The sequence below is a fragment of the Microbacterium esteraromaticum genome, from assembly GCF_016907315.1.
GTDB classification, from domain to species: domain Bacteria; phylum Actinomycetota; class Actinomycetes; order Actinomycetales; family Microbacteriaceae; genus Microbacterium; species Microbacterium esteraromaticum.
Window position 1 is genome coordinate 2,197,674 of the sequence record NZ_JAFBBS010000001.1, and the last position, 25,643, is coordinate 2,223,316.

Genomic DNA, 25,643 nt, shown 5'->3' on the forward strand with positions numbered 1-25,643 from the left:
CCCCCTGCGCTCGCCTACCCGCTCCTTGGCGTCGTGCGCGGGGGGTGCGGGTGTGGGGCGCGGGGTGCGCGGGGGCGTGCGGGTGTGGGGCGCGGGGTGCGGGTGTGGCGCGGGGTGCGGGCGGGTGGGGGCCGTCAGGCGCGCAGCGCCCGGAGCAGGGTGCGCACGAGCGTCACCATGCCCCCTTGCGCCCGGAATCGCGTGAGGCCCTCGCTCACCCCGGCAGCGGTCCGTGACGAGACGAACCACGGCGGCTTCGGCAGGATCGTCAGGCGACCGCCGCCGTTGAGCACGGGCAGCGACCGCGGGAACGGACGGAACGGGCCGCGCACCACGGAGCGCTCGACCCCGTCGAGCAGCAGGGCGTTGTGCACCACGCCTATCCCGCTGCCCACGTCGTCGAGCGTGTTGCCGGGGAATGCGCCCCAGGTCAGGGTGGGGGTGATGAACCCGAAGGCGGTCCAGGAGTTGATCGCGACCGTTCCGTAACGCAGGTCGGCGATCGCGCGCTCGAATCCGGTGCCGAGTGACTTCTCGGTCGCCGGGTCGATGATCAGGTTCGCGCCCAGGGTGCCCTGCAGCTCATCGTTCGCGTGTGCGACCGCGGCATCGAGGAACTCCTGTCCCGTGCCGGGCAGCTCGACGACGCCGAGCACGGGGGCGAAGTACTCGGTGGTCTGCAGAGCCGCTGCGTCCTCGCCCTCGCCGATCTCGATCAGCAGACGATCCGCCAGCACCAGGGCATCCGGATAGTCCTCCGCCGCCTGCTGCATGCGCGACGGCGAGCCCGGATACCAGACGGGGCGCTCGGGGGCGGCCGCGTACGCGCGCCGCAGCGCGGCGCGGAACTGCTCTGCCTGCGCCCACTCCGACGACATGATCACGACCTGACCGGCAATGCAGTTGTGGCCGCAGTTCTGCAGACGCATGGTCGCGATGTGCTCTGCCTGGAAGGCGAGGTCGGCGGCGCTCCAGTCGCCCGGCACGACGATGATCGGGGACACTCCGCCCAGCTCGGCCGTGATGGGCTTCTTCAGCAGCGGACGGTTCTCGCGTCGGCGGCGGGTCGTCGCGCCGGCCTTGGGCCCGGACGACGGACCCCAGACGATCGCGTCGAACGTCGCGGCCGACCCCGTGATGTGCACGTGCACGAGGTCGCGGTGCGCGGTGAGGTATGCGCCGACAGCCGGGCCGCCGCGCACGATCCGCAGGAACCCCGGAGCGATCAGCGGAGCCAGCGCCCGCTCGTAGACGGGCACCAGGGCGTCCTGCGTCGGGTTGACCTTCAGCAGCGCCACGCGATTGTGCGCGAGCAGCTCGTACAGCACGTCGAGCACCGGGATCGAGGTGATGTTCCCCGCGCCGAGCACGAGCCCGACGCCGCCCTCGCCGCCGCGCGTTCGCTGCGCGAGACCCGCATCGGCGCGCGCCGCATCAGGGGTGATGCCTGGTTGCAGCCACACCTCGCCTGAGAAGCCGGACAGCAGGAAGCGGTCGAGTCCGGTCAGCGGGAACGCGCTGACCCTGGTGCGCCCGCCCGGGGCGCGGCCGATGGTCACACCGTCGAGTGGACTGCGCCCCTCAGCCAGCTTCGCGAGGGTGTCGATGTACGCGTCGAGGGCGCCCAGAACCGAGTACGGCCCGCTCAGCCACTCCTCGCCGCGGAGAGGATGCCGCGCATCCAGCCCCTTCGAGCCGGCGGCCGTTCCCGCCCAGTCGGCCGCGGTGGCGGCGACGCTCGCGCGCACCGCGCGCAGCAGCGTCGCGCGCTGGCCGACGGTCAGGTGCGACCACGTGCGCGCACCCTGCTGCAGCGCGTCGATGTCGGCATCGAGCGCGGCACGCTGCGCCTCGTCGAGGTCGGTGTCGGCAGCCGTCTGCTGAGTCATCGTCGTCTCCTGTGGCGGTGGCAGAGGGAGCGGGTCGAGCGGGTCAGATCAGCGAGAGCTCGCGAAGCTTCGCCTCGACGTCGGCGTTGCTCGGCTCGACGTGGTGGCTCGCGTCGGGGTAGACGACCACAGGGATGTTCATGCGGCCCGAGATCTCCTTGGCGACGTCGGCTGCGGCGGGGTCTGCGACCAGGTCGACGTACGTGTACTCGATGCCGAGCTCGTCGAGCTGCTTCTTGGTGCGGCGGCAGTCGCCGCACCACTCGGCGCCGAACATGGTGATGGTGTCGGATGCAGGGGTGCTCATGATTCCACCCTACGGCCGCCTGGCTGCACGGGCGCCGGGTGCACAGGCGCCGGGTGCAGCCCCCGCATGAGATCCCGTGAAACGATGGATGCTGCATCGCGACCACGCTGCATTCGGGTGACACAGGGGAGGAGCACAGGTGAGTGCGACCGCCGTCCCTCCGGTGACCGTCATCATCCCCACCTTCAACGAGCGCGACAACGTCGCCGAGCTCGTCGCACGCACCTCGGCGGCGCTCGCCGGCGTCGCCGCCGAGATCCTCTTCATCGATGACAGCAGCGACGGCACGATCGACGAGATCGCGCGCATCGGGGCCTCCGCGAGCATCCCCGTCCGCGGGATCCACCGCGATCGGAACACCGGCGGTCTCGGTGGTGCCGTCGTGCTGGGCCTCGCAGAGGCGTCACACGACGTCTGCATCGTCATGGACGGTGATCTGCAGCATCCGCCCGAGCTGCTGCCGGCCCTGCTCGGCCGCTACGGCGAGGGTGGGGCCGATGTCGTCGCCGCCTCCCGCTACATCGGCGGAGGCGACTCGGCCGGACTCGGCACCGCCGCGCGGTACGGGGTGTCGAAAGCCGCGACGGCGGTCACCAAGGCGATGTTCCTGCGGCGGCTGTGGCGCAGCACCGATCCCATGACGGGGTTCTTCCTCGTCGACCGCACGCGCATCGACATCGACGAGCTGCGCCCGCAGGGATTCAAGATCCTGCTCGAGATCCTCGTGCGCGCGGGCGAACGCCGCGAGCTGCGCATCGCCGAGGTCCCCATGGAGTTCGGCGCGCGCCGGCACGGGGATTCGAAGGCGAGCCTGCGCCAGGGCGCCACCTTCCTCGCCCACCTGGCACGCCTGCGCTTCGGCAGGATGGGCCGATTCGCGCTGATCGGCGGCGTCGGCGCCATCGCCAACATCGGCATCATGTGGGCGCTGACGCACCTCGGGGTGGACTACGTGCTCGCCGCGATCGTGGGGGCCGCCGTCACGATCATCGGCAACTTCGTGCTGCAGGAGCTCTTCGTGTTCCGCGACGACCGCGCGGATGCTCAGAGACTGTGGGTGCGCTTCGCGGCATCCGTATCGTTCAATTCGGCTGAGGCGGCGCTGCGCATCCCCCTCATGGCCCTCATGGTCGAGACCTGGCACATCTCCAGCGTGATCGCGACGGCGATCTCGCTGGTGGTCGCCTTCTTCGCCCGATTCCTGTTCCACGCCCTGGTCGTGTACGCGCCGCGGCGACGGCGGGCGGATGCCGGCGGCGAGCCGCCCACAGACACCGCGACGCTGCGTGTCATGCGGGCGATCGACGCCGAGGCGATGCGTCCGGGCGAGCTCTGAGGCTCAGACCTCTTCGAGCACCTCATCGCTCGGCAGCTCGTCATGACCCTTGCTGCGGGCCTCGAGGTACGAGCACAGCTCGGCGGCCACGGCGAGTTCGCTGGCGAGGGCGTGCAGCTGGTGGCTGTCGAGCACCGTGTTCTCGTCGTTGGGCTCGAGCGTGACGGTCCACCGCTCGTCGCCGATGCGGATCGGCTGCATGAAGATGCTCACCGACGAGTTCTTCACGGGCACGATCACGAGCCCGGTGTCAGAGCCGTCAGAGCCGTCCTGGATGATCACACGGACGAGATCGCCCGCCTCACGGGCACCACGAAAGTCCTTGACCCAATTCTCCAGGGTTGCCTTGCTTCGAAAATTCACCTGTGTCCTCCGTCACTGCGATTCCGCGACTCCTTCGGCCGCGCGAATCCCCTTCCCCTCTCCTATCATGACTGATGCGGGCCTGTGAGGCCCCGCTGAAGGAGTGAGTGTGGCGAAGGTTCAGGCGGACGGGTACTGGTACGAGCGCAGCGAGGGGGAGCGGGCGCGCGAAGTGCTCGAGGCCCTGCGCGTCTACCGTGCCGCGGAGCGGGCGATGCGGCGACGCACCCAGGACGAGATGTCGATGGGCGAGAACGAGCTGCTCGCCCTGCGCTTCCTCTTCCGCCAGCCGCAGCACGGTGCTCAGCCGGCTGCTCTCACCACTTACCTCGGCATCTCGCCAGCCGCGACCTCGGTGCTCCTCGATCGACTCGAGCGCTCGGGTCATGTTCACCGTGACACCGAGGAGGGGGCGTCGGTCGTACGCGCCACCCAGCACGCAGACGATGACGTCCGCCATACCCTCGGCCGCATGCACGAGCTGATGTACGCCGTGGCAACGGGGATGGATGCCCAGGCACAGGCGAACGTCATGGAGTTCCTCCGCGCGATGGCGGATGCGGTCGACGGCGTCGCGCCGGCTGACGGCCCCGCAGACTGATCGGACGGGCGCCGTCTCAGGCTGCGCGGTCGCGGACCGAGTCCCGCCGTGCACGCCGGTGCTGTCGTGCTCTACCCTGAGCCGGTGAACGTCAACGCAACGGGGGCGCGTTTCGCGCTCGAACGCATGGTGCCCCGCGATCCACGTGAGCCGCACCGGGTCGCCAGCTCTCTCGAGCTGTTCTTCGACCTCGTGTTCGTCATCTCGGTGAGCACGGCGTCGAGCGAGCTGCACCACGCCGTCTCGGCAGGGCATGCGGGTTCGGGCATCGTCTCGTATCTGATGGTGTTCTTCGCCATCTGGTGGGCGTGGATGAACTTCACGTGGTTCGCGTCGTCGTTCGACGTCGACGACTGGTTCTACCGCGTCACGACCATCGTGCAGATGGCCGGTGTGCTCGTGCTGGCGGCGGGCATCGGCCCCGTGTTCGACGATGAGCACCGCGACTTCACTGTCGTCGTCATCGCGTACGTGGTCATGCGGCTGGCGATGATCGTGCAGTGGCTGCGCGCAGCGCGACAGGATCCGTCGCTGCGTCGCACTGCCATCGCCTACGCGATTGGAATCGCGGTCGTTCAGGTGCTGTGGGTTGCGTTCCTGCTGCTGCCCTCGGCGGCCACGCTGCCCGTGTTCGTCGTGCTGATGCTCGCCGAGCTCGCGGTGCCGGTCGTCGCGGAGCGGCGAGGGGCGACGCCATGGCATCCGCATCACATCACCGAGAGATACAGCCTGTTCACGCTCATCGTGCTCGGTGAGAGCCTGCTCGCCTCCGCGACGGCGATCATCGGAGCGAGGGAGAAGGTCGATGCGATCGGCCCGCTGATCTGGGTCGCGGCGGTGACCCTGGTCTCGGCCGCCGCGATGTGGTGGATCTACTTCTGGCCGCCCCACCACCGCGCGATCTCCGAGCGATCGTCGTTCGCGTACGGATATGCGCACTATTTCGTCTTCGCGGCCGCCGGCGCCTTCTCGGCGGGCATCGAGGTGTGGATCGACGACCTCACGGGAGACACGGCGCTGCCCGCTGTCGCGGTGTCGTTCACGACGAGCGTGCCCATCGCCGTGTTCCTGATGGGCGTGTGGCTGGTAGCGATCCGTTCGAACGCCGACCGGGTGGTGAACACCGCGGTGCCCGCGGGGGTGCTGCTCGTGCTGCTCGACCCGGTGCTGCCCGTACCCGTCACGCTCACCGCGGCGATCCTCGTCGCGATCGTGACAGTGCTCGTGCTGCGGCCGCCTGTGCGCGGCGGCGAGCGCTGACCTGGGCCGGGGGTGACTTGTCAACCCCATTCTCCGCCGGCGCCAGGATGGGGATCCTGGAGGTCAGGCGGGCCGTACGGCCACGCCGCCAACCCGAAGGGAGCCAGAGATGACCATCGGCACCGGAGTCGTTCTGTTCGTCATCGGAGCGATCCTCACGTTCGCACTCAACATCGACGTCGGCTGGGCCGACCTCGACATGGTCGGCTACATCCTGATGGGCGCGGGTGTCGTCGCGTTCATCGTCGGCCTCGTGCTCATGGCTCGTCGCCGTCGCACCGATGTGGTCACTCGCACCGAACCCGCTGTGGGGGGCTACGAGACCCGTCGTTCCACACGCGCGGCGGGAGACGAAGAAGTCTTCTGACCGGAGGAACGTTCGCGCCCGGGTCCCGAGTGAGGCCCGGGCGCGAACTCTGTCTCAGGGGACGATGACGAGCTTGCCGCGCGTGTGACCGTCCTGGCTGACGCGGAAGGCGTCGGCGACGCCGTCGAGCGGGAATGTCTTCGCGATCTCGATCTGCAGCTCTCCCGCCTCGGCGAGGTCGGCGAGGCGAGCGGTCTGCGACCCGTCGGGACGCACCCAGATGTGCCGGCCGTCGTGCTTCGTGACCGAGCCATCGGCGATCGAGACGTGCATGCCGCCCTCGGCGAGCACGTCGAGGGTCGTGTCGAGCACCTCTCCGACGAAGTCGGCGACGGCGTCGACCGGTCCGCCGGCGATCTCACGGACGCGCTCGGCGAGCCCGTCGCCGTAGGTCGTCGGCTCGCCGCCCAGCGCGCGGATGTAGTCGTGATTGCGCTCGGATGCTGTGGCGATGACCTTCGCGCCACGGCGCGCGGCGATCTGCACCGCGAAGCTGCCGACTCCGCCCGAGCCGCCGTGGATCAGCACGGTGCGGCCGCTCAGGTCGCCGAGCGCGTCGATCGCCCGGAGTGCCGTACCGCCGGCGAGGGGGAGGGCGCCCGCCTGCTCCCACGAGAGCGTTGCGGGCTTGCGTGCGACCGCCGATACAGGAACGGCGACGCGCTCGGCGAACGTGCCGGCGCTCACGGTGTCCTTCCGGGCGTAGGCCATGACCTCGTCGCCGACCTCGAACTCGGGGGTGTCCATGCCGACCGCGACGACCACGCCGGCGACGTCCCAGCCGGGGATGACGGGGAACTGCGTGGGCATGATGGGGTCGAGGCCGCCGGCCATCACCTTCCAGTCGACGGGGTTCACTCCCGCGGCCCGCACCTCGATCAGCACCGACGCCGGGGCGAGTTTCGGCTCGGGCAGATCGCGCACCTCGAGGGCGTCGAGATCCTGGGTGAACTGGTCGTAGACGACGGCGCGCATGTGGCCTCCTGGGGGTGTGACGGGGATGGCGTATCCACTCTTCCACTCTCTGCGGCATCGAGGGCCGCTGTCGGGCCGGGGTGAGCGGGTCCGGTCAGAGGCCCTGACCGGCGTCCCAGAGGCGCTCGGTGCGGCCCGCGAGCAGGGCGTCGAGCGAGATGGCCTGAGCGTCTGTGAGAGACGCGACGTAGTCGATGATGCCGCGGCCGCGGCCGAGAGTGTCGACGACGGCGGCCGGAGTGCTCAGCCGGCGGTGGTCGTCGGTGGCGAGCTCGACGAGGTCGATGAGGCGGCGTGGCGCCCGTCGTGCGTCGCGCGGATCGTCGAGCCATGCGGTGAAGCCGTCGACGAGGCGCTCGAGCACACTGGCCTGGCCTCGCTGGTAGACGGCGAGATCGGGCCGTTCGAGGATGAACCGCTCGTGCAGGAACTTCAGCACCGCCACCTCGTGCCAGGCCTGCCGGTTGAGGCTGACGTGGCCGGCGCGGATGTCGGGATGCCTGTGCACCTCGATCGACGATTGCAGCCGGGCGATCCAGGCGGTGGTGAATCTCGCCAGGCCGCGCTCGCTGGCCAGTGAGCCATCGAACGGCTCGGCGACGAGGCCGTCGATCACCTCCGACGACACCTTCGCGACGGCCTCGCTGAAGGCATCGGGGTCGGCGATCCAGCTGTCCTTGCTCTGCATGCGGCGCCAGAGCAGCTCGAGCGAGTGGCCGGGGGTGCGGGTGTCGGCGGCGAGGGCGACGGCGTCGGCGGCGCGCAGCTGCGCAAGGTCGCGACGCCACGACCGGAACTCCGCCGAGAGGGTCGCCGGGTTCAGAAGCCCCGCGCGGTAGAAGTCATCGAGGTCGTGCAGCGAGTACGCGATGTCGTCGGAGATGTCCATGATCGAGCACTCGACCGTCTGCTGACCGTCGGCGATACGCGGATACGCGGAGAGCGCGCTGCGGGTATCCGGTTCGTCGATCGCGTAGAAGCTGAACTTGCTCGCGCCGCCGCGCCGCGGCCCGCCCTCGCCTCTGCGCCAGGGGTACTTCAGCACGGCCGCCCGCACCGCGGCGGTGAGGTTGAGTCCGACGCCGGGCCGGTCGTGCTCATCGAGCCGGGTGAGGATGCGGTACGTCTGGGCGTTGCCCTCGAAGCCTTCGGCGAGGCCGAAGCGGGTGCGGGCGAGTCGGTCGAGCGTCTGCTCGCCGAGGTGGCCGAACGGCGGATGCCCGAGATCGTGCGCCGCGGCAGCCGCCTGCACCACGACGGGATGCGCCCCGCCGAGCTCGACCGCGACACGGCCCGCGTCATCGTCGCGCGTCTGCAGGTGGGTGGCGATCGCCCGCGCGACAGCCGCGACCTTGATCGAATGCGTGAGGCGGTTGTGCACGGCGAGACCCGCACCGGCCTGCGAGATGACCTGCGTCACCGCAGACAGGCGCGAGTAGTAAGGAGAGAACCGGATGCGCTCGACGTCGACCCGGAACTGCGGGTGCCCTTCGGCCTGCTGGAACTCGTCGAGCGCTTCGGGCAGTCGTCGCATCTGGCGGGGATCATCCGGCTGCTGGGGCATGGTGTCAGTGTGGCACGGCGGGTGAGTGCCGTCAGTCGAGATCGGCGGATATCCGCCGGATCAGCTGCGCTACCTCCTGGCGGGCCTCGTCGAGTCGTCTCACGTCGGTCTCGAGGCTCGCCAGGGTCGCCGCGTCGGCGCCGTGCGTGCGGCCGATCTGCAGGTTCGCCCGCAGGCTCAGCGCGGCACCCGACAGCCCCGCGGCGAGCGCCTCCATCGCGACCGCCAGATCGACCGCGATGTGAGGGTTGCCGTTCGAGGCGAGAACGCGGGCGTCGGAGACGAGCAGGATGCCGATCGCTCCGAGGCGCGCGACGGATCCTGCGGCGTCGACGGCGGCGGCGCTCACGCGCTGGTCGCGTTCCGGATGCTCTGGTGCCAGCGCCAGTGCCGACCCGAACTGCACGGACAGCACGCCGTCGGCTTCGATCGCCTGAAGCACGTCGGCGCGATGCCGTGCCAGTCGCTCGGCGCTCGTCGTCGCGGCCGGGCTGTCGGGTGTGTACGCCGCGACCATGCCCATCAGCGCGGCGGCGACGCCGAGCAGCACGCCCGTGGCTGCGCCTCCGCCGGGAGACCCGTTGGGCTCGCTGAGGGCGTCGAGCCAGGCATCCATCGGGCGCGATGTGGGGACGTGTGCGGGGTCGGCCATGCCCGTCAGAGTATCGGGGGCGGGAGCCGTTGCGCCGCGCGCACGGCGGGAGGACCATGAAGCATGGGCGTCATCGAGTTCGACCTGGTGCGGGTGGTCGCCGGCCCGATCGAGGAGGTCTTCGATCGGCTGGTCGGCATCGACGGCTATGGGGAGTGGATGCCGAAGCGCGGCAGCCTGCTGCGTCGCACGCGCCAGACTTCACCGGGCCCCGTCGGCCTCGGGACGACCTACTTCGACGAGACCTCCGCGGGGGACGTCCCCGGCGAGGTCGTCGAGTTCGAGCGCCCGACGGCGATCACGTTCCACTGGTGGGACGCGAGCTCTCACGGAGATCTGAAGGTCGAGGGGTGGCCGGGATACCGACTGCAGGCACTCGGTCCGCGGTCCACCCGTGTGCACCATCACGCACGGCTGCAGGTGTATGGCCTCTCCCGCCTGGCTGCGCCGATCTACCGTCTGATGGCCCGTCGCGAGCGCACCCTCGTCGTCGAGGCTCTGCAGGTGTCGTTCAATCGCCGCGCGGCGGGGCTCTGATCCGACGCATCCGGGCTGTGACCCGACGTCAGAAGAGGATCACCTGACGGATCGCATCGCCGGTGTCGAGCACGTCGAGCGCCCTGTTGATGTCGTCGAGGGCGATCGTCGAGGTGATGAGCTTCTCGGCGGGCAGTGTGCCGTCGCGCCAGAGCGCCTCATACGCAGGGATGTCCTGCGCGGGTATCGACGAGCCGAGATAGGAGCCGACGACCGTGCGCGCCTCTGCCGTGAGGGTGAGCGGCTCGATCTGCGACAGGGCACCGGGCGCGGGGAGCCCGGCGGTGACGGTCGTGCCGCCGGGAGCGGTGACGCGGAACGCGGTCTCGAAGGCTCGGGGATGCCCTGCGGCCTCCACCACGACGGGCGCGGTGATCCCGGCATCCACCGCCGATTCCGGTGTGTAGACCGCGTCGGCACCCATCTCGAGGGCGGCTGCGTGCTTGTCGCTGTTGGCGTCGATGCCGATGACCCGGCCGCCGGCCGCCTGCGTGATCGCCCGCCCCACGAGGATCGCCGACATGCCGACGCCGCCCAGGCCGACGACGATGAGGCCCTGACCCGCACGCAGGCCGCCGGCGTTGCGCACGGCGCCGCCCCCGGTCAGCACAGCGCAGCCGAGCACGGCGGCGATGGCCGGCGGGACGTCATGGCCGACCCGAACCACCGAGCGCCGATCGACGACCGCATGCGTCGCGAAACCCGAGACGCCCAGATGATGGTTGACCGCTGAGCCGCCCTCGTCGTGCAGTCGCACCTCGCCGGAGGGGAGAGTGCCCGCGCCGTTCGTCGCACTGCCGGTCGAGCACGGCAGCTTGCCTCCGGTGCGGCAGTTGTCGCAGCTCTCGCAGCGCGGCAGGAACACCGTGACGACGCGATCGCCGACCTCAAGGTCGTCGATGCCGCTGCCCAGGGCATCCACGATCCCCGCCGCCTCGTGCCCGAGCAGCATAGGAACCGGCCGAGGACGCGTGCCGTTGACCACAGACAGATCGGAGTGGCAGAGTCCGGCGGCCTCGATGCGGATGCGCAGCTCGCCCGGTCCTGGCGCATCGAGCTCGAGCGTGCGGATGCCGAGAGGGCGGCTCGCGGCGTACGGGCGCTCCGCGCCGATGCTCGTCAGGACTGCTCCGGTGATCTTCATGCATCGATTCTCGCCGGAGATGTCCGGGGGAGGCGCAGACGCTCGCCGCGCGATGTCGAGACCGGCCCCCGGACGTCGCCGCGGTGGGATCACTGGGATCCTCGGCATCGGGGTGGCATTCTTGAACATCTGCGCTGCGCCCACCGAGGACAAGAGGTCCTACTGATGCCCACCGACAGCCGCTTCACCACAGCCGCCATCGTCGTCGGCGTCCTCGGCATCGGGGTCGGCGTCGGTCTCGTGATTGCCAGCTTCCTGGTCGGACTGGGCACGTCGCAGGGGTCGGCCCTGTCATCTGCGGGGACGATCACCACCATCGCGTTCGTCGTGCTGACTGTCGTTCTCAGCGCCGCCGCTCGCCGCCAGAAGCAGGCCGCGGGACCTGCCTGATCTCCGATTGCCCGTGGCCGCTCATAGAGCGGGCGCCTGTCGACCAGGGGTCGTCGTCGCCTGGCGCTTGGTTACGGACGAGGCAGACGAGCGCTTGGGAAACCTGAGGCGCATCGTTGGCTTCTCGACGAGGTGCCAGGAAGCCAGCGCAAACGGGGCGGTGCATGCCGCCGTGGCGATCATGAACAGCCACGGTGGCACTTCCGTGCCGAGCAGGATCACGAGCATCTGCTGGATCGGAAACGCGTAGACGTACATTCCATAGGAGATGTCGTTGACGGATCCGAGGCGCATCGGGAGCGAAGCGCCGAGCCACAGAAGGAACACGCTGAGTGGCAGCGGACTCAGCCATCCTTCAAAGCCAGCAAGATACGTGACGACGAGGACTATGAACGAGATGGCGCCGACTGCCGGCGACACCCGCACGTGGTCGCGCAGCGCGTAGACGAGGGCACCGGCAGCGAAGAATGACCAGAGCCGGAACCCTCCGAGCGCGAGGTCGAACGGGGCGGGCCATTCCGCCCCCACCTCCATGCCCGCACCGATGCTCAGCAGGACGGTGGCCCCGAGCGCGAAGGAGGCCAGGTGCCGCCGCACCAAGGGGATGCTCAACGCGAAGCCGATCAGCAGGTACGCGGTGAACTCGTAGAAGAGGGTCCACAGCGATGCGTTCCACACCTGGGCGTGGGGAACGGTGGTCAGCGTTTGACCGATGGTCTGCTCCCCGATCCACAACGTGACGTTCTGTGCGACGTAGTTGACTCCAGTGCCGAGCGAATACGCCGTGCCGGTCAGCGCACCTGCGATCGGCGCCAGCACGAACGCCGTGATCAGAAGGGCCACCCAGAAGCCCGGATAGATGCGGATGAATCTCTTCCAGAGGTATCTGCCGAAAGGGAGACGGAGTCTCGACCCTGCTATGAGATAGCCGCTGATCGCGAAGAAGCCGTTGACCGCGCCGGAGCCGATGAGTGACGCGGGCCACCCTGGCTCGACGGCGAGCACAGGGTACGTGTGCCAGACGATGACCGACGTCGCGAGCAGCAAGCGAACGAGATTCAGAGCGTTATCCCGCCTGGCCAGCGAAGTGCCGAGTGTCCCCATGCAGCCGAGGGTAGTGAGCGTGCTCCGTCACTACTGTTCTGAGGGCACCCGTCGTGGTCGTGGACGTCAATTTGGGCGTCCGCAACCCGCACGGCGAGGGCGATGCTGGCGACGCCGAGCTCGCCGTCGTCGGGGGTCATGCCTGTTCTGTGCGTTCCGCCGCTCGCGCGTTGGCGATCACTGAGGTGACTACCGTCGCCAGCCGCGCACTCGCACCAGGGCAAAGCAAAACCCTCGCGATGTAGAAGCTACGCGAGGGTTTCTGGGCTGATTGTAATGATCAGCCTTGTGGCTCCGACCGGCATCGATCCGGTGACCTTTCGATTTTCAGTCGAACGCTCTACCAACTGAGCTACAGAGCCGTACGGCACATCATGATCTGCCGCATCCTAGACGAAGAGCCTCCTCGAAAGAAGGCTCATCGCTCAGAGCGACCCTGACGGGACTTGAACCCGCGACCTCCGCCGTGACAGGGCGGCACGCTAACCAACTGCGCTACAGGGCCATAACTTTTCAATTGTATCGGAAGAGTGACCCCAACGGGATTCGAACCCGTGCTACCGCCGTGAAAGGGCGGCGTCCTAGGCCGCTAAACGATGGGGCCGAAGAGATTCCCGGAGGTTTCCCTTGCCGACGCTCAAGCATAAGGGGCAGAGCGGGCAAAAACGAAATCCAGGGCGGTTCTACTTCCATCCCGGGCGTTTCGGGGGGACTATGGATGGGTCTCGCCTGTGCGTCCGAGTGCCACCCGAGTGCTCGTGCGAGGCACGCCACCTGTTGCAGCTGTGACGAATGTTGTTACTGTTACAGCTGTGAAACCGGCGGAAGGAGCCGAGTGAACGAGGCAAGACTTGCGGATGCCCGATCCGCAGGCGACGAAGACTGCGGCTGCACGCCGCCCTCTGTCGACCGCCCCTCCGTGCTGGCGAACTCGAAGATCACTCGCCGTGGCGCGATCACCGTCGGCGCCCTGAGCGCCATCGCGCTCACCGCGTTCGGTGTCTCGTCAGCAGGTCAGACGGCCCAGGCCGCCGACTACCCCAGCTGGGACGACGTGCAGCGCGCCAAGGCGAACGAGGCCGCGAAGGCCTCGGAGATCACGCGTATCGAGGCGCTGATCCGCACGCTCACAGACCAGGCCGCCGCAGCCGAAGCCGCGTCGCGCAAGGCCGGCGACGAGTTCTACGCCGCCCAGCAGGCCTACTTCGACCAGGCCGCCAAGGCGGAAGACCTGCAGTCGCAGGCCGACGAGCAGGCGAAGATCGCCGACGAGAGCGCCCGCAAGGCGGGCCAGGCGGCCAACCAGCTGTACCGCAGCGGCGGAGACGAGGCGGCTCTCGAGCTGTTCCTGTCCGAGTCCTCCGATGGCGCCGACGACCTGCTCGCCCGCCTCGGCAGCATGGACAAGCTCGTCGAGTACAACCGCACGGTCGCAGAGCGTGCGGCCTCGGCTCGAGACACCGCACAGGCGCTCAGCAACCAGGCATCCGCAGCTCGCGACGAGCGCGACCGCCTGCAGCAGGTCGCCGAGCAGAAGATGATCGCCGCGCAGCAGGCGGCCGAGGCCGCGCAGAGGGCCCTCGAAGAGCGCCAGGCGAACCTCGTCACCCTCGAGGCGCAGCTCGCCGCACTCAAAGACAACACGACCGCGACCGTCGCCGCCTACCAGGAGGGCGAGCGCAAGCGGAAGGCCGCCGAAGAGGCGCGACGCAAGGCCGAGGCCGAGCGTCTGCGGCGCCTCGCCGAGGAAGCCGCCAAGAACAACCAGGGCGGCGGCGGTGGCGGCAGCCCCGCCAGCGGCGGTGGTGGCGGTGGAGGAACCGGTAGCGGCGCCTGGCGTCGGCCGCACGGCGGTCGCATCTCGTCGGGCTACGGCCCCCGGCCCCCACGTTGCGTGAACGGCACATGCCGGTCGACCTTCCACCGCGGACTCGACTTCGCGAACGGCTGCGGTGCCGCGATCTACGCCGCATCGTCGGGTCGTGTCGACGTCGCCTGGTACAACGGCGGTTACGGCAACTACGTGCGCATCCAGCACGGTGACGGGATCGCGACCGGCTACGCGCACCTCAGCCACTTCGCCGTCCACAGCGGGCAGCACGTCAGCGCCGGCCAGATCATCGGCTACTCGGGCAACACCGGTGCCTCGCAGGGCTGCCACCTGCACTTCGAGGTCTACACAGGCGGCGGCACGACCGACCCCTACAGTTTCCTGTCGCGGCGCGGCGCTCTCTGAGTCCGCGATCCCACCGCTTACGAGAGAACCCCCGGCCGCTCGGCCGGGGGTTCTCTCGTGAAAGCGAAGGTCTCAGTGACCGTCGTTCGCGAAACGCTCGATCGCCTCGTCGAGAATGCGCTGCGCCTCGGCGGCGTCGCCCCACGCGTCGACCTTGACCCACTTGTTGGGCTCGAGGTCCTTGTAGTGCTCGAAGAAGTGCGCGATCTCCTTCTTCGTGTACTCCGGCAGGTCGCCGATGTCCTGGATGTGGGCCCAACGCGGGTCCTTCGAGAGCACGGCCACGAGCTTGTCGTCGCCACCGGCCTCGTCGCTCATCTTGAGCACGGCGACGGGACGCACGTTCACGACGACGCCGGGGAAGATCGCGTGGTCGAGCAGCACGAGCACGTCGAGCGGGTCGCCGTCCTCGCCGAGGGTGTTGTCGAAGTAGCCGTAGTCCGCCGGGTAGCCGAAGGTGGTGTACAGGACGCGGTCGAGGTGGACGCGACCGGTCTCGTGGTCGACTTCGTACTTCACGCGGCTGCCGCGCGGGATCTCGATGACGGCGTCGTGTGCGCCCATGTGCTGTTCTCCTTGAAAGACGGGTGGATGCCGGAGACCAGCCTACTCGCGCCCGCCTGAGCGGCCGAGCAGCTGAGCCTGCACCTCGACGGTGCGCCGGCGCAGGGCATCCGCCACCGCTGCCACCGCCGGCTGACGAAGCGAATCGGCCCGCACGACCAGCCAGTAGGGGAGTCGCTCGTCGAAGTCGTCCGGCAGGAGCCGGACGAGATCCGGATGCTGGTCCGCGAGGAAGCACGGCAGGAAGCCGATGCCCGCGCCGGCGCGCGTCGCCTCGACGTGCACGAAGACGTTGGTCGAGCTCAGCGAATCCTGCATGCCAGGCACGAGCCGGCGGGGTGCGTCGAGGTCGTCGACCTGCAGCATCGAGTCGACGAAGTAGACCAGCGGATGATCGGCGAGGGCGTCGATCCCCGAAGGGGTTCCGTACTCGGCGAGGTATTCGTGAGACGCGTACATGCCGAGCGCGTACTCGCCCAGGCGGATGGCCTCGGCGCGGTGCACCTGCGGCTCGCCCACCACGACCTCCATGTCGAGGCCGGAGCGATGCTGCAGAGCGCGCCGGGTCACGTTCATGACCTCGACGCTGAGCCGCGGATGCCTGCGGCGCAGCTGCGCGACGGCCGGGGCGATCACGAAGCCGCTGAACCCGTCGGTCGACGAGATGCGCACCACGCCGGCGATCGGGTCGAGCGGGCCGTCGCTCTGCAGGATGCCCGACATGGCGGATTCGACGTCCTCCGCGGCGCGCACGGCGCGCCGGCCGAGGTCGGTGAGCTCCCAGCCGCCCGCGCCGCGTGAGAGCACGCGGCCGCCCAGCGCGCCCTCGAGCGCGGTGATCCGGCGGGACACGGTGGTGTGGTTGAGTCCGAGGGTCTCGCCCGCCGTGACGAACCGCCCTGCGCGCGACACCTCGAGCAGGATGAGCAGGTCGTGCGGGTCGGGTGAGGACGGCGAGACGGCGGTGGTGCTCATATCTGCAATTCTGCACACCAGGTCTGCTGGAATGGTCATTGATGCACACCGGGTCGACTGCCGATACTTGCTGAGACCACCGCGAGCTCACACACGAAGGAGTGCACATGAGCGTCCCCCACGCCGCCGCAGGCGCGACATCCACCGCCGGACCCGAGACCGGGAAGACCTCGGGCCTGAAGAAGATCGTCGCCGCCTCCATGGTCGGCACCGTCGTCGAGTGGTACGAGTTCTTCCTCTACGCCACCGCCGCATCGCTGATCTTCGGCAGCTACTTCTTCCCGAACGCCGGCACCGAGCTCGACGGCATCATCGCCGCGTTCCTCACCTACGCGGTCGGCTTCATCGCGCGTCCGCTCGGCGGCATCGTGTTCGGCCAGATCGGCGACCGCCTCGGCCGCAAGCACACGCTGCAGGTCACGATCATCCTCGTCGGCGTCGCGACCTTCCTCATGGGCTGCCTGCCGGGCTTCAACGCCATCGGCTACTGGGCGCCGGCGCTGCTGGTGCTGCTGCGCTTCATCCAGGGCTTCGCCGTGGGCGGCGAATGGGGTGGCGCCGTGCTGCTCGTCGCCGAGCACAGCCCCGACCGCTCGCGCGGCTTCTGGTCCAGCTGGCCGCAGGCCGCAGTGCCGGTCGGCAACCTGCTCGCCACGCTCGTGCTGCTCGGCATGTCGTGGATCCTGCCCGCCGACCAGTTCCTCGGCTGGGGCTGGCGCGTGGCGTTCTGGGTCTCGGCGATCGTCGTGATCATCGGCTACTACATCCGCACCCACGTCAGCGAGGCGCCCATCTTCCTCGAGGCGCGCGCCCAGGTCGAGGCCGACAAGGCCGCCGGGTACGGCGTGCTCGAGGTCGTCAAGAAGTACCCGCGCGGGATCTTCGGCGCGATGGGCCTGCGCTTCGCCGAGAACATCCTGTACTACATCATCGTGTCGTTCACGATCGTGTACCTGAAGACCGTGCACGAGTACGACACCAGCCAGCTGCTGCTCGCGCTGCTCGTGGCCCACGCGATCCACTTCGTCGTGATCCCGCAGGCAGGGCGTCTCTCCGACCGCTTCGGACGCCGCCCGGTCTACCTCGCCGGTGCCGTGCTCGGCGCGCTGTGGGCGTTCTTCGCCTTCCCGATGTTCGACACCCTGAACCCGCTGATCATCATCGCGGCCGTCTCCATCGGACTCTGCTTCCACGCCCTGATGTACGCCGGTCAGCCGGCCATCATGGCCGAGATGTTCCCGACCCGCATGCGGTACTCGGGCGTCTCCCTCGGCTACCAGGTGACCTCGATCATCGCCGGGTCGCTGGCGCCCATCATCGCCACCGCGCTGCTGCAGGAGTTCAGCTCGTGGGTGCCGGTCGCCGTGTACGTCGCGATCGCCTGCGCGATCACCGCCGTCGCCGTGATCACGCTGCGGGAGACCAAGGGCATCTCGCTGCTCGCGGTCGACCAGGCCGACGCCGAGAAGCACGGCCTCACCGCCGTGAAGGCCGGCGCCTGAGCATCCGCCGCTCGATCGAGATCCCGCCACCGGAGGAATGACATGACTCAGCCCGACGCCCCCGCGCCCGTCACCGCGACACCGCTCGCGGGGCGTCGGGCCCTCGTCACCGGCGGCGCGAGCGGCATCGGCCTGGCCGTGGTCGAAGCGCTCGCCGCGCGAGGCGCCCACGTCGTAGTCGCGGATCGCGATGCGGACGGCTGTCGCCGAGCGGCGGCGGCGGTCGGCGGCACGCCATGGACCGTCGACCTCCTCGACCGCGACGCCGTCGCCGACGACCGGCTCGCCGAGGCGCTCGACGGCGTCGACATCCTGGTGAACAACGCGGGCATCCAGCACGTCAGCCCCATAGAGGACTTCGACCCCGATGACTTCCGGCGCATGCTCGCCCTCATGCTCGAGGTGCCGTTCCTGCTCGTGCGCGCGGCGCTGCCCGGCATGTACGAACGCGGGTTCGGGCGCGTGATCAACATCTCCTCCGTGCACGGCCTGCGTGCCTCTCCGTACAAGTCGGCGTACGTCACGGCGAAGCACGGGCTCGAGGGGCTGTCGAAGGTCACCGCGCTCGAGGGCGGCGCACACCGAGTGACGAGCAACTGCGTCAATCCCGGGTACGTGCGCACCCCTCTCGTCGAGAAGCAGATCGCCGATCAGGCGAGGGTGCACGGCATCGCAGAGGCCGAGGTCCTGGATCGCATCATGCTCACCGAGAGCGCGATCAAGCGGCTCGTCGAGCCGGCCGAGGTCGCCTCGCTCGTCGCGTGGCTGGCGAGCGACGACGCCGCGATGGTGACCGGCGCGAGCTACACGATGGACGGCGGCTGGTCGGCCCGCTGAGGTTTCTTCCGAGCCCTGGCTGTTCACAACTCCGGAGATCCGTGGCCGATCGCGGCCGTTCCGGGCCGGATCGGCACCTCACGGCCGCATTCTCCTGAGTTGTGACCGCGCTAGCGTGGAGACGTGCCCTCGCTCGATCCCGCCATCGCCGAAGTCCGCCGCGCCGTGCGCACCGCGCTGAGCCCGCTGCCCGCCGGCTCCACCGTCGTGGTCGCACTGTCGGGCGGAGCTGATTCGCTGGCGCTCACGGCCGCGACGGTGTTCGAGGCGCGTGCCCTCGACATCGCGGTGCTGAGCGTGACCGTCGACCATCAGCTGCAGGACGGCTCGGACGCGGTGGCTGCATCGGCCGCGGTCGCCGCCGAGCAGCTCGGCGTGCACGACGCCCTGCAGACCAAGGTCTCCGTCGCATCCGACGGAGCGGGGATCGAGGCCGCTGCCCGCGACGCGCGCTACGCAGCGATCCACGGCATCGCCCGAGCCGAAGGCGCGGCCGCGGTGCTGCTCGGGCACACTCTCGACGATCAGGCCGAGACGGTGCTTCTCGGCCTCGCCCGCGGTTCGGGCGCCGCGAGTCTGCAGGGCATGGCGCCGGTTCGCGAGAGCGACGACGGGATGCTCTGGCTGCGCCCGCTGCTCGCCGTGCGCCGCGCCACCACGCGGGCGTGCTGCGCAGCATCCGGAATCGAGTTCTGGGACGACCCCCACAACCTCGACCCGCGCTATGCCAGGGTGCGCACGCGCGAGCGGGTGCTGCCGCTGCTCGAAGCAGAGCTCGGCCCCGGCATCGCCGAGGCACTCGCCCGCACCGCCGAACAGCTGCGCGAAGACGCCGAGGCGTTCGACGAGATGATCCACGAGACCATCGAAGACATCGTCGAGCACGCCGAAGCGGGCATCTCGGTGAGCGTCGCCGCGCTCGCCGCGAATCCTGCGGCACTGCGCAACCGCGTCATCCGTCTCGTCGTCGACAGCGAGTTCGGGGTGAGCCTGACCAGGGCGCAGACTCTCGAGGTGGCTCGCCTGGTGACCGACTGGTCGGGCCAGGGGCCGATCGATCTGCCCGCGTGCACCGCGCGGCGGGCAGGCGGGCAGATCGTCTTCACTGCGCGAGGCTGATGCCACCGCTTCCCGCACGGCGGGGTCGGGGCGAGAGCCGTCAGCCCGCGGCGGCCACCACGACCGCGCTAGCCACGTATGCCACCTGCAGCGCGGTGCGAAGGCCCAGCGGCGTGCTCGGAGCGGCGGGATGCCGGCGTGCGCCCGCCGCACGGATGTTCGCCGGGAACATCGCCACAAGAAGCGTCGCGAGGCCGAGTGCTGCGGCGAAGCGGATGCCAGGAATCACCGTCGGCGGAACCAGCAGGCCGATTGCACCAAGCACCTCCAGGACGCCGGTGACGGTGACCAGCAGCGCGGGGCGGGGTAGCTGCGGCGGAACGATCGCGATCAACCCATCCCTCCGTGGCTGCAGGAAGTGAGCGCTCGCAGTGAGCAGGAACATCGCAGCGAGGCCGACCGCGAGACAGGCGCCCCAGCCGTCGAAGTACCCGATCCCGGCGGTGCCGATCGCAACACACGTCAGCGTCACGATGATCAGAACGATGAACGGCATCATGATGATCTCCCATCTAGTCAGTGACAAGTTTGCGAGGCGTCTGCTAACTTGTCAATGACTAGTTCGGGAAGGGCTCGCGCACATGACGAACCGCTACCACCACGGGAACCTTCGTTCGCAGGTGCTGGAGGCCGCTGCGAAGATCATCGCCGCCGAGGGCGCGGACGCCCTCTCGATGCGGGACCTCGCCCGGCAGGCGGGGGTGTCTCACGCCGCCCCCGCGCATCACTTCGGGGACAGGCGAGGGCTTTTCACCGCGCTCGCCGCGGACGGGTTCACCGGACTGGCCGACGCCCTGCTCCCATCCGTGCAGAGCGGCGACTTCTCGCAGACCGCCGTCGCCTATGTGGCGTACGCCGTCTCGCACCCCGGGCACTACTCCGTGATGTTCCGCACATCGCTTCTGGATGCCGACGACCCCGCGCTGGGAGACGCTCGGCAGCGGGCCGGGGCGTTGCTGCAACAGGGGCTGGGCACTGTTCCCGACGAGCGGATACTGATCGAGCGGTCGGATGCCAGGCGCACGGCGTGGGCGGTCGTCCACGGCATCGCCGGGCTGACGCTCTCCGGCGCTCTGCCAGGCGTCGATGCCGAGGCGCTCACGCTCGCCGCCGCTCGGCAGCTGTTCGGCACCTCGGACTGAGACGGAGTCCGGCGAGGACGCGCTCGCCTCGCGAGGCTCGCAGTCGAATCAGCCTGGCGAGGCGACCCGGCGAGCCCCGCGAGGGCGGCTGTCGCTACCGCTTGCCGCCGAGCAGGCCACCCAGGATGTCGCCGAGTCCGCCGCCTGCACTGCCGGATGAGCTCTGGCCGCCGCCGAGCAGGCCGCCCAGGATGTCGCCGAGTCCGCCGCCTGCACTGCCGGATGAGCTCTGGCCGCCGCCGAGCAGGCCGCCCAGGATGTCGCCGAGCCCGCCGCCCGCTCCACCGGACTTGCCCTTGTTCATGTTGGCGATGATGCCCATGATGATCGGCGCGAGGATCGGGAGCAGCTTGCCGAAGTCGATGCCGCCCGCCGTCTTCTCGCTCTTGTTCAGCGTCTCGGTGACCTCGCCCTTGCGCTCGCCGAAGACGTGCTTCACGATCTTCTCGCCGTCGGCCTGGTCGACGTCATCGACCTTCGAGGCCCCGGTGAAGCCGCCGTGGCGGTTCAGGGCCTTCTCGATCGCCGCGGAGCCCTCATCGGTCTGGGCGTTCTTGGCCAGTCCGCCGAGCAGCGTCGCCCCGCCTTCCTGCACGGCCTGGCGGGCGACATCCGTGCTGACGCCGAAGCGCTCAGCGATGTCGTCGACCGGCACCTGCTTCAGGATCTCGTCGAAGTTCATGTGTTCCTTCCCCGCAGGGCGGGAGCCCTGCTCCACAGCACACAGTAGTGCGGAAGGTCATGCCGATCGACCTAAGATCGATCCATGCGCGCTGCCGACATCCAGGAAGACCTGACCGACATCCTCGTCACCGAGGAGCAGATCCACGCCAAGCTCGAAGAGCTGGCTGCGCAGGTGGCGACCGACTACTCCGGCAAGGACCTTCTGCTGATCGGCGTGCTCAAGGGCGCGGTGATGGTCATGGCCGACTTCTCGCGCCGGCTGCCGATGAACGCCCCGATGGACTGGATGGCGGTCTCGAGCTACGGCGCCAGCACCAAGTCCAGCGGCGTGGTGCAGATCCGCAAGGACCTCGACACCGACCTGCACGGCAAGCACGTGCTGATCGTCGAGGACATCATCGACTCGGGTCTCACCCTCAGCTGGCTGCTCGAGAACTTCGAGTCCCGCGGGGCCGAGTCGATCGAGGTGCTCGCGCTGCTGCGCAAGCCCGAGGCCGCGAAGGTGCAGATCGACTGCAAGTACGTCGGGTTCGACATCCCGAACGAGTTCGTCGTCGGCTACGGCCTCGACTACGCCGAGAGCTACCGCAACCTTCGCGACGTCGCCGTGCTGGCGCCGCACGTCTACAGCTGAGGCCATCGCCGTTCCGCCGAGGGTGAACGCACAGCGGACGCCTGAACACCGGGCGGTACGCTGAACGCATCATGGATGTCAAGAAGGTCTCCCGCAATCCGCTGATCTACGTCGCGTTGATCGGCGCACTGCTCTTCGCCGGTTTCCTGCTGATCTCGAACCTCTCGGCGCCCAAGCAGGTCACCGTGCAGCAGGGCCTCGAGCTGCTCGACGGCGACACTGTGACGAAGGTCGTGAACACCGACGGCGACCAGCGGGTCGACCTCACGCTCTCGAAGGAGTTCGAGGGCGCCAAGAACGTCCAGTTCTACTACGTCGAGGCGCGGGCCGACCAGGTCGTCGAGGCCATCGACGGCGCCGAGATCAAGGCCAAGGACGCGAACGACGTCGTGCCGCGCGCCACCTGGTTCGACGGCTTCCTCTCGCTGCTCCTGCCGCTCGTGCTGCTGGGTCTGCTGTTCTGGTGGCTGCTCTCGTCGATGCAGGGCGGCGGTAGCAAGGTCATGCAGTTCGGCAAGTCGAAGGCCAAGCTCGTCAGCAAGGAGACCCCGACGGTCACCTTCGCCGACGTCGCCGGTGCCGACGAGGCCATCGAGGAGCTGCACGAGATCAAGGAGTTCCTGCAGGATCCGGGCAAGTTCCAGGCGATCGGCGCCCGCATCCCGAAGGGCGTGCTGCTGTACGGCCCTCCCGGCACGGGAAAGACGCTGCTCGCGCGTGCGGTCGCCGGTGAGGCCGGCGCCCCCTTCTACTCCATCTCCGGTTCCGACTTCGTCGAGATGTTCGTCGGCGTCGGCGCGTCCCGCGTTCGCGACCTGTTCACGCAGGCGAAGGAGAACGCCCCCGCGATCATCTTCATCGACGAGATCGACGCGGTCGGGCGCCACCGCGGCGCAGGCCTCGGCGGCGGCAACGACGAGCGCGAGCAGACGCTCAACCAGATGCTCGTCGAGATGGACGGCTTCGACCCGAACGCGAACGTCATCGTGATCGCCGCGACGAACCGTCCCGACATCCTCGACCCCGCGCTGCTCCGCCCCGGTCGCTTCGACCGCCAGATCGGGGTCGACGCTCCTGACCTGAAGGGCCGTCAGCACATCCTCCAGGTGCACGCGAAGGGCAAGCCGCTCTCGCAGTCGGTCGACCTCGAGGTCGTGGCCCGCAAGACGCCCGGCTTCACCGGTGCCGATCTCGCGAACGTGCTCAACGAGGCGGCCCTGCTGACCGCCCGCTCGAACGCGCAGCTGATCGACAACCGCGCTCTCGACGAGGCCATCGATCGCGTGATCGCCGGCCCGCAGCGCCGCACCCGCGTGATGAAGGACAAGGAGAAGCTGATCACCGCGTACCACGAGGGCGGTCACGCCCTCGCCGCGGCGGCGATGAACTACACCGACCCGGTCACCAAGATCACGATCCTTCCGCGCGGCAAGGCCCTCGGCTACACGATGGTGCTGCCCATCGACGACAAGTACTCGGTCACCCGCAACGAGCTGCAGGACCAGCTGACCTATGCGATGGGCGGCCGCGTCGCGGAGGAGATCGTCTTCCACGATCCCACCACGGGCGCCTCGAACGACATCGAGAAGGCGACCAGCATCGCCCGCAAGATGGTCACCGAGTACGGCATGACCGCGCAGGTCGGCCCCGTCAAGCTGGGCTCCGAGGGCGGCGAGATGTTCGTCGCGCGCGACATGAACCGCGGTCGCGACTACTCCGACAAGGTCGCCGAGGCCGTCGACGAGCAGGTGCGCGCGCTGATCGAGCAGGCGCATAACGAGGCCTACAAGGTGATCAGCGAGAACCGCGACATCCTCGACCGGCTGGCGCTCGCGCTGCTCGAAGAGGAGACCCTCGACCACAACCAGATCGCCGAGATCTTCACCGAGGTGCGCAAGCTTCCCGAGCGTCCTCAGTGGCTCTCGAGCGAGGAGCGTCCTGTTTCGAGCCTTCCCCCGATCGCGGTGCCCCGTCGTGTCGAAGAGGGCGTCGCCGCGCAGACCGCGCAGCCGGGCGACCGGGCTCGTACCTCCGGCTCGCCCGCGACCGGCGGGCAGGCCCGGCCGGCGACGGCGTGACGTGAGCGTCGACAGGGCGCGCGTCGAGCGGCTCACCCGCGAACTGCTCGAGGCGATCGGCGAGGATCCGGACCGGCCGGGGCTGACGCAGACTCCGGCGCGGATGGCCGAGCTGTATGCGGAGTTCTTCGCCGGCGTCGGCGAAGACCCCGCGAGTCATCTCGCGCGAACCATCAGCGTCTCGCGGGGCCCTGCCCCCGACACCCTGCCATCGGGGGCGGTGCTGCTGCGCGACATCCGCTTCCGCTCGGTGTGCGAGCACCATCTGCTGCCTTTCGCCGGTGTCGCGCACATCGCGTACCTGCCCGGCGAGCAGGTCGTCGGCCTGGGCGCGCTGGTGAAGGTCGTCGAGACCCTGGCGACCCGCCCGCAGGTGCAGGAGCGTCTGGGCGAGCAGGTCGCGGATGCCATCGCCGAGAACCTCGACACCAGGGGCGTGCTCGTCGTGCTCGATGCGTCGCACGGGTGCGTGACGATGCGCGGCGGCCGGCAGCCGCTCGCGACGACGGTGACCATCGCCGCTCGTGGCGAGTTCACCGAGCCCGCGGCCCGCGCCGAGCTCATCGCGCTGATCGGCGGCGGGCAGCCGTGACCGGCATCTGGGGCATCCTGAACATCACGCCCGACTCGTTCAGCGACGGCGGGCGCTACCTCGATCTCGACATCGCCCTCGCCCGCGCCCGTGCGATGCGCGCGCAGGGAGCGGGCATCATCGACGTGGGCGGCGAGTCCACGCGCCCCGGCGCCGAGCGCATCGGCAGCGCAGAGGAGCAGCGTCGTGTCCTTCCGGTGATCGAGGCGCTTTCGGCCGAGGGCATCCCGACCTCTATCGACACCCTCAACGCCGACACCGCCGCAGCCGCGGTGAAGGCGGGGACGCGCATCGTGAACGACGTCTCAGGCGGATTGGCCGACGAGCGGATGCTCGCGATCGTCGCCGACCTGGATGCCGATATCGCGATCGGTCATTGGCGCGGCCCGTCGGACGACATGTACGCGCGGGCACAATACGCGCGGATCGCGCGCGAGGTGGCATCCGAGTTGCGCGACCGGGTCACTGCGGCCGCGATCGCGGGCATCGCGCCGTCGCGCGTGATCCTCGACCCCGGTATCGGCTTCGCGAAGTCGGGGGCGCAGAACTGGGAGGTGCTGCGCGGTCTCGACGAGATCATCGGCCTCGGCCATCGGGTGCTCGTCGGCACGTCTCGCAAGCGGTTCCTCTCCGAGACCCTCGGGGGAGAGGCCGATCAGGAGCGCCGCGACCTCGCGACCGCCGTGACCAGCGCCCTCGCGGCGCGGGCCGGCGCCTGGGCGGTGCGGGTGCACGATGTCGCGTCGACCCGCGATGCGCTGGCCGTCAGCGCCGCATGGGATGGAGCCTGA

General features: G+C 69.3%; 27 protein-coding genes and 3 tRNA genes. 15 read left to right on the plus strand and 15 right to left on the minus strand.

The features are described from left to right. Positions 1–134: 134 nt before the first annotated feature. Both JOE67_RS10505 and JOE67_RS10510 read right to left on the minus strand, forming a co-directional pair. A complete protein-coding gene (locus JOE67_RS10505) occupies positions 135–1,889 on the minus strand; it encodes an aldehyde dehydrogenase family protein (RefSeq protein ID WP_204975522.1) in 1,755 nt (584 codons plus the stop codon). Positions 1,890–1,932: 43 nt separating this feature from the next. Continuing rightward, positions 1,933–2,196 carry a glutaredoxin domain-containing protein gene (locus JOE67_RS10510; RefSeq protein ID WP_204975523.1) on the minus strand — a complete coding sequence of 88 codons (264 nt, stop codon included), beginning with the start codon at positions 2,194–2,196 and terminating at the stop codon, positions 1,933–1,935. A gap of 139 nt (positions 2,197–2,335) precedes the next feature. Here JOE67_RS10510 and JOE67_RS10515 point away from each other — a divergent pair, with 139 nt between their 5' ends. Beyond that, positions 2,336–3,532 (plus strand): glycosyltransferase, encoded by a 1,197-nt coding sequence (locus tag JOE67_RS10515; RefSeq protein ID WP_204975524.1) that lies wholly within the window; start codon positions 2,336–2,338, stop codon positions 3,530–3,532. A gap of 3 nt (positions 3,533–3,535) precedes the next feature. Here the strand turns inward: JOE67_RS10515 and JOE67_RS10520 are convergent, their stop codons facing one another. Next, positions 3,536–3,895 carry a hypothetical protein gene (locus tag JOE67_RS10520; protein ID WP_204975525.1) on the minus strand — a complete coding sequence of 120 codons (360 nt, stop codon included), beginning with the start codon at positions 3,893–3,895 and terminating at the stop codon, positions 3,536–3,538. Positions 3,896–4,004: 109 nt separating this feature from the next. Between JOE67_RS10520 and JOE67_RS10525 the strand changes: the two genes are divergently transcribed. The 3 genes from JOE67_RS10525 to JOE67_RS10535 all read left to right on the plus strand — a co-directional run bounded on the left by JOE67_RS10525 (position 4,005) and on the right by JOE67_RS10535 (position 6,123). Further along, positions 4,005–4,496 (plus strand): MarR family winged helix-turn-helix transcriptional regulator, encoded by a 492-nt coding sequence (locus JOE67_RS10525; protein WP_338041580.1) that lies wholly within the window; start codon positions 4,005–4,007, stop codon positions 4,494–4,496. A 126-nt stretch (positions 4,497–4,622) separates the two neighbouring features. Beyond that, positions 4,623–5,756: a low temperature requirement protein A gene (locus JOE67_RS10530; RefSeq protein ID WP_204976918.1), complete on the plus strand. Its 1,134-nt coding sequence runs from the start codon at positions 4,623–4,625 to the stop codon at positions 5,754–5,756. A 109-nt stretch (positions 5,757–5,865) separates the two neighbouring features. Beyond that, positions 5,866–6,123 carry a DUF6458 family protein gene (locus JOE67_RS10535; protein ID WP_204975526.1) on the plus strand — a complete coding sequence of 86 codons (258 nt, stop codon included), beginning with the start codon at positions 5,866–5,868 and terminating at the stop codon, positions 6,121–6,123. A gap of 54 nt (positions 6,124–6,177) precedes the next feature. Here JOE67_RS10535 and JOE67_RS10540 read toward each other — a convergent pair whose 3' ends face one another. The 3 genes from JOE67_RS10540 to JOE67_RS10550 all read right to left on the minus strand — a co-directional run bounded on the left by JOE67_RS10540 (position 6,178) and on the right by JOE67_RS10550 (position 9,314). Beyond that, entirely contained in the window at positions 6,178–7,098 is a 921-nt protein-coding gene (locus JOE67_RS10540; RefSeq protein WP_204975527.1) for an NADP-dependent oxidoreductase, read from the minus strand. A gap of 94 nt (positions 7,099–7,192) precedes the next feature. Continuing rightward, on the minus strand, positions 7,193–8,662 hold the full coding sequence (locus tag JOE67_RS10545; RefSeq protein ID WP_239528087.1) for a deoxyguanosinetriphosphate triphosphohydrolase family protein: 1,470 nt from the start codon (positions 8,660–8,662) through the stop codon (positions 7,193–7,195). A 31-nt stretch (positions 8,663–8,693) separates the two neighbouring features. Then, a complete protein-coding gene (locus JOE67_RS10550; protein ID WP_204975528.1) occupies positions 8,694–9,314 on the minus strand; it encodes a cyclodeaminase/cyclohydrolase family protein in 621 nt (206 codons plus the stop codon). A 63-nt stretch (positions 9,315–9,377) separates the two neighbouring features. Between JOE67_RS10550 and JOE67_RS10555 the strand changes: the two genes are divergently transcribed. Then, positions 9,378–9,851 (plus strand): SRPBCC family protein, encoded by a 474-nt coding sequence (locus JOE67_RS10555; RefSeq protein ID WP_204975529.1) that lies wholly within the window; start codon positions 9,378–9,380, stop codon positions 9,849–9,851. Between the two features lie 28 nt (positions 9,852–9,879). Here the strand turns inward: JOE67_RS10555 and JOE67_RS10560 are convergent, their stop codons facing one another. Next, entirely contained in the window at positions 9,880–10,995 is a 1,116-nt protein-coding gene (locus tag JOE67_RS10560; protein ID WP_204975530.1) for an alcohol dehydrogenase catalytic domain-containing protein, read from the minus strand. A 165-nt stretch (positions 10,996–11,160) separates the two neighbouring features. Here JOE67_RS10560 and JOE67_RS10565 point away from each other — a divergent pair, with 165 nt between their 5' ends. Then, positions 11,161–11,385, plus strand: a complete 225-nt coding sequence (locus JOE67_RS10565; protein WP_204975531.1) for a hypothetical protein — start codon at positions 11,161–11,163, stop codon at positions 11,383–11,385. Positions 11,386–11,406: 21 nt separating this feature from the next. Here JOE67_RS10565 and JOE67_RS10570 read toward each other — a convergent pair whose 3' ends face one another. The 4 genes from JOE67_RS10570 to JOE67_RS10585 form a co-directional block, all read right to left on the minus strand. Further along, on the minus strand, positions 11,407–12,489 hold the full coding sequence (locus JOE67_RS10570; protein ID WP_204975532.1) for an acyltransferase family protein: 1,083 nt from the start codon (positions 12,487–12,489) through the stop codon (positions 11,407–11,409). 289 nt (positions 12,490–12,778) lie between these two features. Next, positions 12,779–12,851: transfer RNA gene (locus JOE67_RS10575), tRNA-Phe, on the minus strand. Positions 12,852–12,920: 69 nt separating this feature from the next. After that, positions 12,921–12,994 (minus strand) — tRNA-Asp (locus tag JOE67_RS10580). A gap of 26 nt (positions 12,995–13,020) precedes the next feature. Next, positions 13,021–13,093 (minus strand) — tRNA-Glu (locus JOE67_RS10585). 231 nt (positions 13,094–13,324) lie between these two features. Between JOE67_RS10585 and JOE67_RS15780 the strand changes: the two genes are divergently transcribed. Then, a complete protein-coding gene (locus JOE67_RS15780) occupies positions 13,325–14,725 on the plus strand; it encodes a peptidoglycan DD-metalloendopeptidase family protein (RefSeq protein ID WP_204975533.1) in 1,401 nt (466 codons plus the stop codon). Positions 14,726–14,797: 72 nt separating this feature from the next. Here JOE67_RS15780 and ppa read toward each other — a convergent pair whose 3' ends face one another. Further along, entirely contained in the window at positions 14,798–15,289 is a 492-nt protein-coding gene (ppa, locus tag JOE67_RS10595; protein WP_204975534.1) for an inorganic diphosphatase, read from the minus strand. 42 nt (positions 15,290–15,331) lie between these two features. Next, a complete protein-coding gene (locus tag JOE67_RS10600) occupies positions 15,332–16,264 on the minus strand; it encodes a LysR family transcriptional regulator (RefSeq protein ID WP_239528089.1) in 933 nt (310 codons plus the stop codon). A gap of 107 nt (positions 16,265–16,371) precedes the next feature. On the opposite strand from JOE67_RS10600, the gene JOE67_RS10605 reads away from it, so the two are divergent. From JOE67_RS10605 to tilS, 3 genes are all read left to right on the plus strand, one after another. After that, positions 16,372–17,766, plus strand: a complete 1,395-nt coding sequence (locus JOE67_RS10605) for an MFS transporter (protein ID WP_204975536.1) — start codon at positions 16,372–16,374, stop codon at positions 17,764–17,766. A 42-nt stretch (positions 17,767–17,808) separates the two neighbouring features. Next, positions 17,809–18,603 carry a 3-hydroxybutyrate dehydrogenase gene (locus tag JOE67_RS10610; RefSeq protein ID WP_204975537.1) on the plus strand — a complete coding sequence of 265 codons (795 nt, stop codon included), beginning with the start codon at positions 17,809–17,811 and terminating at the stop codon, positions 18,601–18,603. A 123-nt stretch (positions 18,604–18,726) separates the two neighbouring features. Beyond that, a complete protein-coding gene (gene tilS / locus JOE67_RS10615) occupies positions 18,727–19,722 on the plus strand; it encodes a tRNA lysidine(34) synthetase TilS (RefSeq protein WP_204975538.1) in 996 nt (331 codons plus the stop codon). Positions 19,723–19,762: 40 nt separating this feature from the next. On the opposite strand, the gene JOE67_RS10620 is transcribed toward tilS, so the two are convergent. Further along, positions 19,763–20,221 carry a DoxX family protein gene (locus tag JOE67_RS10620; protein ID WP_239528091.1) on the minus strand — a complete coding sequence of 153 codons (459 nt, stop codon included), beginning with the start codon at positions 20,219–20,221 and terminating at the stop codon, positions 19,763–19,765. Between the two features lie 82 nt (positions 20,222–20,303). Here JOE67_RS10620 and JOE67_RS10625 point away from each other — a divergent pair, with 82 nt between their 5' ends. Continuing rightward, on the plus strand, positions 20,304–20,864 hold the full coding sequence (locus tag JOE67_RS10625) for a TetR/AcrR family transcriptional regulator (RefSeq protein WP_204975539.1): 561 nt from the start codon (positions 20,304–20,306) through the stop codon (positions 20,862–20,864). A 94-nt stretch (positions 20,865–20,958) separates the two neighbouring features. Here JOE67_RS10625 and JOE67_RS15690 read toward each other — a convergent pair whose 3' ends face one another. Then, positions 20,959–21,546: a DUF937 domain-containing protein gene (locus JOE67_RS15690; protein WP_204975540.1), complete on the minus strand. Its 588-nt coding sequence runs from the start codon at positions 21,544–21,546 to the stop codon at positions 20,959–20,961. 84 nt (positions 21,547–21,630) lie between these two features. On the opposite strand from JOE67_RS15690, the gene hpt reads away from it, so the two are divergent. The 4 genes from hpt (at position 21,631) to folP (ending at position 25,643) form a co-directional block, all read left to right on the plus strand. Next, a complete protein-coding gene (gene hpt / locus JOE67_RS10635; protein ID WP_204975541.1) occupies positions 21,631–22,182 on the plus strand; it encodes a hypoxanthine phosphoribosyltransferase in 552 nt (183 codons plus the stop codon). Positions 22,183–22,253: 71 nt separating this feature from the next. After that, positions 22,254–24,260: an ATP-dependent zinc metalloprotease FtsH gene (gene ftsH, locus JOE67_RS10640; RefSeq protein WP_239528093.1), complete on the plus strand. Its 2,007-nt coding sequence runs from the start codon at positions 22,254–22,256 to the stop codon at positions 24,258–24,260. 1 nt (position 24,261) lies between these two features. Further along, a complete protein-coding gene (folE, locus tag JOE67_RS10645) occupies positions 24,262–24,852 on the plus strand; it encodes a GTP cyclohydrolase I FolE (protein WP_204975542.1) in 591 nt (196 codons plus the stop codon). Next, on the plus strand, positions 24,849–25,643 hold the full coding sequence (gene folP, locus JOE67_RS10650; RefSeq protein WP_204975543.1) for a dihydropteroate synthase: 795 nt from the start codon (positions 24,849–24,851) through the stop codon (positions 25,641–25,643). The genes folE and folP overlap by 4 nt, the downstream gene beginning before the upstream one ends.